At 56.9% G+C, this 8,628-nt stretch carries 10 protein-coding genes; 6 read left to right on the forward strand and 4 right to left on the reverse strand.

What is annotated here, in order from left to right:
* Positions 1-19: 19 nt before the first annotated feature.
* Genes traM through NBH16_RS17330 form a run of 6 tightly spaced genes read left to right on the forward strand, consistent with a single transcriptional unit; the run spans position 20 to position 4,968 of the window.
* On the forward strand, positions 20-1,411 hold the full coding sequence (gene traM, locus NBH16_RS17305; RefSeq protein ID WP_117899797.1) for a conjugative transposon protein TraM: 1,392 nt from the start codon (positions 20-22) through the stop codon (positions 1,409-1,411).
* Positions 1,412-1,447: 36 nt separating this feature from the next.
* Positions 1,448-2,386, forward strand: a complete 939-nt coding sequence (traN, locus tag NBH16_RS17310) for a conjugative transposon protein TraN (protein ID WP_057097677.1) — start codon at positions 1,448-1,450, stop codon at positions 2,384-2,386.
* A 3-nt stretch (positions 2,387-2,389) separates the two neighbouring features.
* The gene (locus tag NBH16_RS17315) at positions 2,390-2,971 is read left to right on the forward strand and encodes a conjugal transfer protein TraO (protein WP_149944399.1); all 582 of its coding nucleotides are present in this window, start codon (positions 2,390-2,392) and stop codon (positions 2,969-2,971) included.
* A 24-nt stretch (positions 2,972-2,995) separates the two neighbouring features.
* The gene (locus NBH16_RS17320) at positions 2,996-3,445 is read left to right on the forward strand and encodes a DUF3872 domain-containing protein (RefSeq protein WP_004326117.1); all 450 of its coding nucleotides are present in this window, start codon (positions 2,996-2,998) and stop codon (positions 3,443-3,445) included.
* Complete coding sequence (locus NBH16_RS17325; protein ID WP_132140434.1) at positions 3,432-4,088, forward strand: hypothetical protein; 657 nt, start codon at positions 3,432-3,434, stop codon at positions 4,086-4,088. The genes NBH16_RS17320 and NBH16_RS17325 overlap by 14 nt, the downstream gene beginning before the upstream one ends.
* Before the next feature lie 31 nt (positions 4,089-4,119).
* On the forward strand, positions 4,120-4,968 hold the full coding sequence (locus NBH16_RS17330; RefSeq protein WP_250788908.1) for a hypothetical protein: 849 nt from the start codon (positions 4,120-4,122) through the stop codon (positions 4,966-4,968).
* A gap of 151 nt (positions 4,969-5,119) precedes the next feature.
* Here the strand turns inward: NBH16_RS17330 and NBH16_RS17335 are convergent, their stop codons facing one another.
* The 4 genes from NBH16_RS17335 to NBH16_RS17350 form a co-directional block, all read right to left on the reverse strand.
* Positions 5,120-5,563 carry a JAB domain-containing protein gene (locus NBH16_RS17335; protein ID WP_149944401.1) on the reverse strand — a complete coding sequence of 148 codons (444 nt, stop codon included), beginning with the start codon at positions 5,561-5,563 and terminating at the stop codon, positions 5,120-5,122.
* A 376-nt stretch (positions 5,564-5,939) separates the two neighbouring features.
* Positions 5,940-6,161 carry a DUF7688 family protein gene (locus NBH16_RS17340; RefSeq protein ID WP_149944427.1) on the reverse strand — a complete coding sequence of 74 codons (222 nt, stop codon included), beginning with the start codon at positions 6,159-6,161 and terminating at the stop codon, positions 5,940-5,942.
* Positions 6,158-6,760 (reverse strand): hypothetical protein, encoded by a 603-nt coding sequence (locus NBH16_RS17345; RefSeq protein ID WP_118032922.1) that lies wholly within the window; start codon positions 6,758-6,760, stop codon positions 6,158-6,160. The genes NBH16_RS17340 and NBH16_RS17345 overlap by 4 nt, the downstream gene beginning before the upstream one ends.
* Positions 6,761-6,869: 109 nt before the next feature.
* A complete protein-coding gene (locus NBH16_RS17350; protein WP_502921422.1) occupies positions 6,870-8,519 on the reverse strand; it encodes a ParB/RepB/Spo0J family partition protein in 1,650 nt (549 codons plus the stop codon).
* Positions 8,520-8,628 lie beyond the last annotated feature (109 nt).

An 8,628-nucleotide genomic window follows, 5' to 3' on the forward strand; every position in this document is an offset into this window, starting at 1 on the left:
ACAACCATAAATTTTTGACATGATGGAAGAACAGAACCAAGAAAAAGCAACGGCAACGCAGCACGTGACGGTGGCGGATGCCGCAGCCCCGGAGACGGGGAACGGAAAGAAGGAGGACAAGGGCGGCGGAAAAAAGGAGAAGAAGACAGCCAAGCCACTCACGCCGAAACAGTTGCAGCAACGGAAAAAGCTGATGGTATATCCGCTGATGGGCTTGCTGTTCCTCGGCTCGATGTGGCTGATATTCGCACCTTCGGAGGAGCGGGACGTGAACCGGGACACCGTGGGGGCGTTCAACGCCGACATCCCCCTGCCGGAGAACGACGGGATCATCGGCGACAAGCGGAAAGCCTACGAGCAGGCGCAGGCGGAAAGGCGGCAGGCGGAGAAGGTGCGCTCGCTGGAGGACTTCGCCTTCTCCGAAGAGAGCGATACGGACAGGGTGGAAATGGAACTGCCGGACAGCGAGCCTGAACGGGAACCGTTCAGGGACTACTCGGGCAACGGCGGCGGCCGCTCCTCCGTCGCCGCCTACCGGGACATCAACCGGAAACTCGGCTCGTTCTACGAGGAGCCGAAGGTGGACGAGGAAAAGGAGGAGCTGAAAAGGCAGGTGGAGGAGCTGACCGCCAAACTGGAAGAAAGGGAACGGCAGGCGGGCGGAATCGACGATCAGGTGGCGCTGATGGAGAAGAGCTACGAGCTTGCCGCCAAGTACATGGGGCAGAACGGGCAGGACGGCGCAACCGTGCAGGCACCCGCCACCGGGCAGGGCGGCAACGGTCTGGGACAGCCCGCCGTGGCGGTGCAGGCGGCACGGGAGCGGACGGTATCGGGGCTGCGACAGCCCCTAAGCGATGCGGAGTTCATGCGGCGGTACAGCCAGCCGAGGAACTACGGCTTCAACACGGCGGTGGGTAGCGGGTACGCCCTCGGGAAGAACACGATAGCCGCCTGCATCCACCAAGACCAGACGGTTATGGACGGTCAGCAGGTGAAGCTCCGGCTGCTCGAACCGTTGCAGGCGGGAAACCTGATTATCCCACGCAATACGGTGGTATCCGGTACAGGCAAGGTGCAGGGGGAACGGCTCGACATCACGGTATCGTCCGTCCAGTACCAAGGTAACATATTGCCGGTGGAATTGGCGGTCTATGACAACGAGGGAATGAAAGGACTGTGCATAGAAACCTCACTGGAGCGGGAAGCGGCAAAGGAGGCGATGGCGAACATCGGCGGCGGGCTGGGAACGAGCATCTCGTTCGCACGGAGCGCCGGGCAACAGGTGGCGATGGACATCACCCGTGGACTGATGCAGGGCGGCAGCCAGTACCTCGCCAAGAAGTTCCGCACGGTAAAGGTGCACCTGAAAGCGGGTGATCCGCTGATGCTCTACGCCAAACAACAATAAATCAACAAATTATAAAACCATCAAAAAGTAAAGACAATGAAAAAGATTTTTGGATGGGTCGCCCTGCTTGTGGGCATGGTGACGGGTGCGAACGCACAGGTGAACGACACGATACAGCGGACCACGGGCAACGACCTGTATCAGGGGATTACACGGAAGCTACCCTACCGGCAGATGGTTACGCCCCACGGGGTGCAGGTGACGTTCGCCAAGACGGTGCATATCATCTTCCCCTCGGCGGTGCGGTACGTGGATTTGGGAAGCGACCGGATTATCGCCGGGAAAGCGGACGGTGCGGAGAACGTGATCCGGGTGAAGGCGACGACCGAGGGGTTTCCGGGGGAAACGAACTTTTCCGTCATCTGCGAGGACGGGAGCTTCTATTCGTTCAATGCCCGGTATGCGCACGAGCCGGAGATGCTGAACATCGAGATGAAGGACTTTTTGGAGAACGGGGACACGACGGACTTTTCGCATACCCGCATGAACCTCCATTTCCGTGAGCTGGCGGGCGAAAGCCCGCTCTTGGTGAAGCTGATCATGCAGAGCATCTACAAGGAGGACAGGCGGGAGATCCGGCACTTGGGCTGCAAACGCTTCGGGGTGCAGTTCCTCCTGAAATCCGTCCACTCGCACAACGGGCTGTTCTATTTCCACACGGAAACGAGGAACAGGTCGAACGTGGCTTTCCGGACGGACTTTATCCGGTTCAAGATCGTGGACAAGAAAGTGCCGAAGCGCACCGCCATTCAGGAACGGGTGATCGATCCGGTGCGCAGCTACAACGAGGTGCTGGTGACGGAGGGGAAAAGCGACGTGCGCACGGTGTATGCCGTCCCGCAGTTCACCATACCGGACGACAAGCTGCTGGTCATCGAGCTGTTCGAGAAGGACGGCGGCAGGCACCAGACCATCCGGGTGGAGAACGCCGACCTCGTGGCGGCAAGACAGATTAACGAACTGAAAATCAAATAAGCGATGAAAAGGTTACTGTTCATTATCCTGCTTTTCGGGGTGTGCCTGACTTTCAACCGGGCACACGCCCAACGGTGCCTGTCCGGAATGAGGGGCATACAGCTCACGGGCGGGCTGTCGGACAACATGCGCTGGAAAAACGGCGACGGCTTCGGCTACCACGCCGGGATAGCGGTGAGCACCTACACGAAGAACGCCCACCATTGGGTGGTCGGTGCGGAATACTTGGAGAAGCGGTACGGCTACCGGGACTGCCTCTATCCGGCGAGCCAGCTCACGGGCGAGGGCGGCTATTACCTGAACTTCCTGTCAGACCGGAAGAAGACGTTCTTCGCCGCACTGGGGCTGTCCGCCCTTGCCGGGTACGAGACGGTGAACTGGGGCGAGAGCCTGCTGCCGGACGGCTCCCGACTCACGGATGAGGACAATTTCATCTACGGGGGTGCACTGACGCTGGAGCTGTCCGCCTACGTGACGGACAAGATTGTCTTGCTGGTAAACGGTCGCCAACGGGTGCTGTTCGGCGGCGACTGCGGGAAGTTCCACACGCAGGTCGGCGTGGGAATACATTTTATGATTCGATAACTGCTATATTATAATAATGTATATATGAGGACAATGATTTATAAAATACTCACGGGCTGCTACATCGTGGCCGCCCTCGTGCTGGTCGCAGCCTGTAATGACGGGCTGGACATTCAGACGAAATACCCGTTCACGGTGGAGACGATGCCCGTCCCGAAGGAGCTGAAAGTGAACGAGACGGCGGAGATACGGTGCGAGCTGAAACGGGAAGGACGCTGGGAGGACACCCGGTACACGATCCGCTGGTTCCTCTTCGACGGGGAAGGGACGCTCAAACTGGACGACGGCACGGTGCTGCTGCCCAATGACCGCTACCCGCTGGAGAAAGAGACGTTCCGGCTCTATTACACCCCGCTGTCGGACGAACAGAGCGGCTTCACCGTCTGGGTGGAGGACTCGGACGGTCAGGCGGTCGAGCTGGAGTTCGACTTCAATGCGGACAACGACAAGGAGGACGGGTATGGAACGGAATGAACTGGTTCTATACCTCGACATACCGGAATTTTCCGAAGCCCTGCATGCCTCGAAGTGGCGGACGGACATTGTCCTTCCACAAGCGGGGGACAATATATGTCCGGAAAACCTGCTGTCGGAGAAAACGCTCGCCATGCTGGAGACGGTTTCCGCCGGGGAGGTCTGGGAAGACATGAAGGACGACTGCCGGACCATGCGCCGGGTCGTGGAGCACGAGCTGTTCCGAGTGACGGAACGGGGATTTCACCTGCGCAGGGACGGGACACCGTGCTGTACGCTGACGCTGCAAAGATACCGTGTGCACGATGCCGGAAGGCGGATGAAAACAGAAGTGCCGCCACCTTGTCCAGCCCGGGGCGTGGAACGGAAAAGCGGGAAAATCCGGTTTTATTTCCGGAAATACTTTGTGCATATCGACGTGCCGGACACGCTGCCGCAATACCCGGAGGTGCGTGAGTTCGTGAACATAAAGTCGCTGCTCTCGGAGGCGGATAGAAAACTGCTGGCGGAAACGGAATGCGATGAAGCGGAAAGCCTGCTGGAGTGGATAGAGAATGAAGGCTATTGCCATGTCCGGGCGAGGTGCTGGACGCCGGACGAGGAGAGCGGCGGATGGATGTGCGTGTTGTCGGTGGATGTTTAAAGGGGTTTATAACAAGAAAAAATGTAAAAACATGGAACGAGAAGAAAGAATGTATCAGGTGCCTCTGGAGATGATATGCAGGCACGACCGCACGGCGGAGGTCTGCCGTGCCGCCGTTGAAGAGGACGGCTGGCAGTTGGAGAACGTGCCCGAAGAGTTGAAGACACCGGAACTGTGCCGGAAGGCACTGGAAACGGAAGCGGGATTCGGGAACGACTTCCACCGGGGGCTGGTCCAGCATATCCCGTCCCCGGAGGTGTGCATGGAGGTGCTGAAGGAGTGCCGGGAGAACAACCCGGAAGAACTCTACGGGGTGGCGGTGGCTATCCGCCCGGAGGTGATGAACGGCGAAATGGCGGACTTCCTGCTGCCGCTGGACGGCAGGTGCATCAGCATCCTGCCCGTACACCTGCAAACGCCGGAGCGGGTGCGGGTGGCGGTGGAAACGTCGGGGATGTCCGCCGTCGGGCGTGGCGGAGTGCCGAAAAGCCTGCTCACGCCCGATGTGTATGTCAGGTGCGCCGCCCACAGCCGGGAGTCGCTGATGATGATCCCGTGGGCGGAACGCTCGCCGGAGGTCTGCCTGATGGCGAAGACGCTGTACCCGGACTGGATGAGGAATCACCCGGAGTTCGTGCCGGAGAGCGTGCGTAACCAAGACAGCGTATATACGCTGAACAGCCTGATGGAAAGCCTGACGGGGGAAAAGTTCAGCTACCGGCAAATGACGGACTTCTACAACGGGAAGCCGCTGAATGTGAAACGGATGGAGACGCCGGACGGCGTGCAGAAGGACAAGTCGGTGAAGTTCGACAAGGAGACGGGGAAGTTCTCCTTCTCCGACATCCGGCAGGAGCGGAAACGGGGGTTGAAGATGTAGCGTGAGCCGGACGAAATGGAAAGCATCCTTCGGGATGCTTTTTCCATATCCGCCCTGCCGCTTTCCGGTTTCTTTTGCTTCTTGTTCTTTTCCCGCCCCGCTCACGAAAGAAAAGAAGTGCAAAAAGGATAGCGAACAAAAAAGGGGACGCTTAAAGCATCCCCTCGTCCATGTAGCTGAGATAGGTGTCCTCGGTCAGTATGATGTGGTCCAAAAGCTGTATGCCGATTGCCTCGCAGCCTTTCTTCAACTGGCTGGTCAGGTTGTTGTCCGGCGTACTCGCCACGGTCGAGCCGGAAGGGTGGTTGTGCGAGAGGATGATTCCCGAGGCATGGGAGACGAGAGCCGTCTGGAGGACGATGCGTATGTCCACCACCGTGCTGTTCATGCCGCTGCGTGAGACGCACGAGACGCCCAGCAGCCTGCCTGCGCCGTTCAGGTACATCGCCCAGCACTCCTCGTGGTGCTGCATACAGTCCTCGTAGAAGGTCTTGAGGATGTCGTAAGACTCCTTGGAAGAGCGGATTCTAACTCTCTTGGATGCGTCAGCGTCCTTGTAACTTACGGTGATTTGAGGAAAAGACAGTGTATTCATAATGCAAAAAATTAAAAGTGAAACATTTATTTTTTGCTTTGGGGCACGGGGAAAGAACGGACTTCATGCAAGGCTTTTGCGTGGAATACGACCCGAAGGTGTGGAGATTGCGCGCAAAACCGTCAGGTTCAGCCTTGCCACTTGTCCGTTTTTCCCCGTAGGTTTGCTAAAAAATGAGTGTGGAGCTTGGCTAAAAATCCGGTGGGTCAAAGGGTTTCTTTTTGCTTCTTTGTCTTTGTCCGCCCACGGCTCACTGAAAGAAAAAGAAGTGCGTCCGAAAATCGGGTCAATCCTTTCCCACGGGCGGGTAAAAAAAGAAGTCCGGGCGGATCGCTACCCGTCCCGGACTTCCGGCGATGAAACACAGAGGGGGATGTTATGGCGTGATTTCCCCCGTTGCGATTAGGTTTCCGTCCGAATAATACTCTATCTTCCCGTAGGTAAATCCCATGTCGGGAATGGCTACGAAAGCGATATAGTCCGAATACTCCCTGCCTTTGAGGTTCTTCCCGACAAGGTTGTTGAATATCATGGGGATGCTATGACCGTCCTCGCTGTGAAGGACGGTTCTCCCGTTCTGTCTGATTTCCCGCTTCATGCCGTTTCCTTGAAAAGTGTCCCGTCGATAAGGTACTCCCAATTATTCCTGTGGCTCTCGTCCGTGAAATACTCCTCGCTCTCGCAATACTCGCAATCGTCTCGGCACGAGCGGAAGAAGTTTTCCAGACAGTCACGCATGAGTTCCTTGAAATTCCGTGTGTCGGGCGAGCGCATGAAGTCCATGAGGGGCTGCAAGATGATTTCGTCCGACACAACGCCCGTGAAGGGGCATTCGCAAGTGACGGAGATACGGCTCCTGCGTCTTTTCTTGCGGTCTTTCGTCCAATAGACCTTGGGCTTGTACAACTCCGCATGGAAGTTGTTATAGAGGTAAGCCAGCAAGCGGACGCCTGAAAGTTCCTCCGTGTCCGCCTCGTGCTTGGTATAGAAACGGTAAGCGTATGTGCAACTGTCGTAACGGTAGTTGGTGCAGGCAATGCGGAAAAGGTTGCAGAAGGCTTCGAGCGTGTCGCAGTTCTCGGAAGCATACGGGTAATCGTTTCCCTTGGCAAGCCAGTCGGTATAGGCTCTCTGACGGGCTTCGTCCTCCAGTTCCGCAATGCCGAATAGTGTATAGGTTCTTTGTACGGTTCGCATAAGTTTGAAAATTTGAAAGTTTGAAAATCGGTTTCTTTGCTATCTTTCTTTTTCGCTACGGCTCACGAAAGAAAGTAGCGGGCGGATTTCTCCGCCCTGCCCTTTGTCCTTAGGCTGCAATCTCTTCGGGTTGCGGTTGTTCCTCGGGTTGCGTTACCTTGCGCTCCCTTGCCCGTTCCTGCACCAAGAGGACGGCTTTCTTTTCCTCGATGCGCTGGTGACGCTTCTCGTACACCCCGTTGTACTCCCTTTCGATGTTGGCGAGTTCCTCCGGCATGTGCCTGCGTGCGAAGTCAAGCAAGAGGGTCGCCACGGTGTTGTTGCCGTATGCTCCCTTGAAATTGGCTACAAGGAAGTCCCTGCGGATGATGGTCTTCATCCTCACGGTGAGGTTGCCGATAATCCCCATCTTGTCCTCGTCCGTGATATACGGCTTGTCTTCCGCAATCCCCACGGCTGCGAAGTGTTCCTTTCGGAGCGAGGACAGAAGGAAGAAGTACAACATGGTATCTTCATCGGCACTGAACTTACCGCCCGTGATGTCGGCTTCGAGAATCTGTTTCTTGGTGTCCTCCACCGTGCGTTCGAGTGCGATTTCCTTGTTGCGCTCGTCCTGCTTCTCCAACTTCTCCACGGGTGAGAGCGGTGCGGGTGCGGGCGTTCCGTCCGCTGTCCCGGTCTCTGTCACGTTCTCCACGTAACAGAATGTAATCTCCTTCTGCCCGATTTTGGCATAGACGGTGATTTCCCCCGCTCCGCTCCTGCGGGTGATTTCCTCCTCCTGCTCCATGTAGTCCGCCCATTGCTGCTCGTAGCGGGTGCGGGCTTCCCCGTAGCGTTCGGGGTCGTTGAAATTTTCGGCTTTGGGTTCTTTGGGGCAGTTTGGAAAGGCGGTGTACCTGTCAAGGGTCTCCACCTCGTAGCCCGAAGCGGTTAGCCGTTCTACCACCGTCTCGTTGGTAGTGTAGCGGTCACGGCAGAGCGACACCTCCGGCTGGTTCCGCATGATTTGCACGGCTCGCTCCATGAGGTAGGATGCGTTCATCTCGGCAAGGCACGTGCGGTTGGCGCAATGCCCGCACCCGCCATCATGGAACAACAGCAAGTTATTGGTGTTGTGTGCGCACGTGGCGCACTCGGTCTTGTCGAAGCGGTAGTATTGCAGGTCGGTGGTGAAGTTCTGCTCGATGCGCCTTGCGACATCGGCGGCTTTCAGTCCCCGCCAACTGTTGTACGTTCCCTCGTCCTGCAAATGCTTCTCGTACACTTCCTTTTGAATGTCCTCCCCGTATCGGCAGATTTCAGCCGCCACGCTGATGGTGATTTCATCCGCATCCAAGAGGGCGGCGATTTCGGGGATAAGGGCGGTGAATTTCAGCCGTGTGCGGATGTAGTTCTCGTTCTTTCCGAAGAGTTGCGCCAAGGTCTGCACGGTGTGGCGTCCGCTCTCGATAAGCCGCTGATAGGCTGCGGCTTCCTCCACGGGTGTCACGTCCTTGCGCTGCAAGTTCTCGGTAATCGCCATTTCCTCGGCTTCCTCGTCCGACAACTCGGTTACGATAGCGGGAATTTCGTCCCTGCCCGCAATGACGGACGCACGGTAACGGCGTTCCCCGAAAACAATCCCGTAACGGTCTGTCCCGTCAACGGGGCGCACGGTGATGGGCTGCAACATGCCCTGCTGCTTGATGCTCTCGGCAAGCTCGTAAAGGCTCGTTTCATCGAAACGCTTGCGTGGGTTGAAACGTAAGTATTCGATAAACTCCCTCGTATATTGGGTAACGTATGTTCATAATGTCGTTTATTCATTTTATCGTTCTATGATTTATTGTTACATCAATTCAACCCAAAGATGTGCGGGTTCTATA

It is taken from the genome of Parabacteroides sp. Y3-G-102 (assembly GCF_023656845.1).
In the GTDB taxonomy this organism is placed as follows: domain Bacteria; phylum Bacteroidota; class Bacteroidia; order Bacteroidales; family Tannerellaceae; genus Parabacteroides; species Parabacteroides distasonis.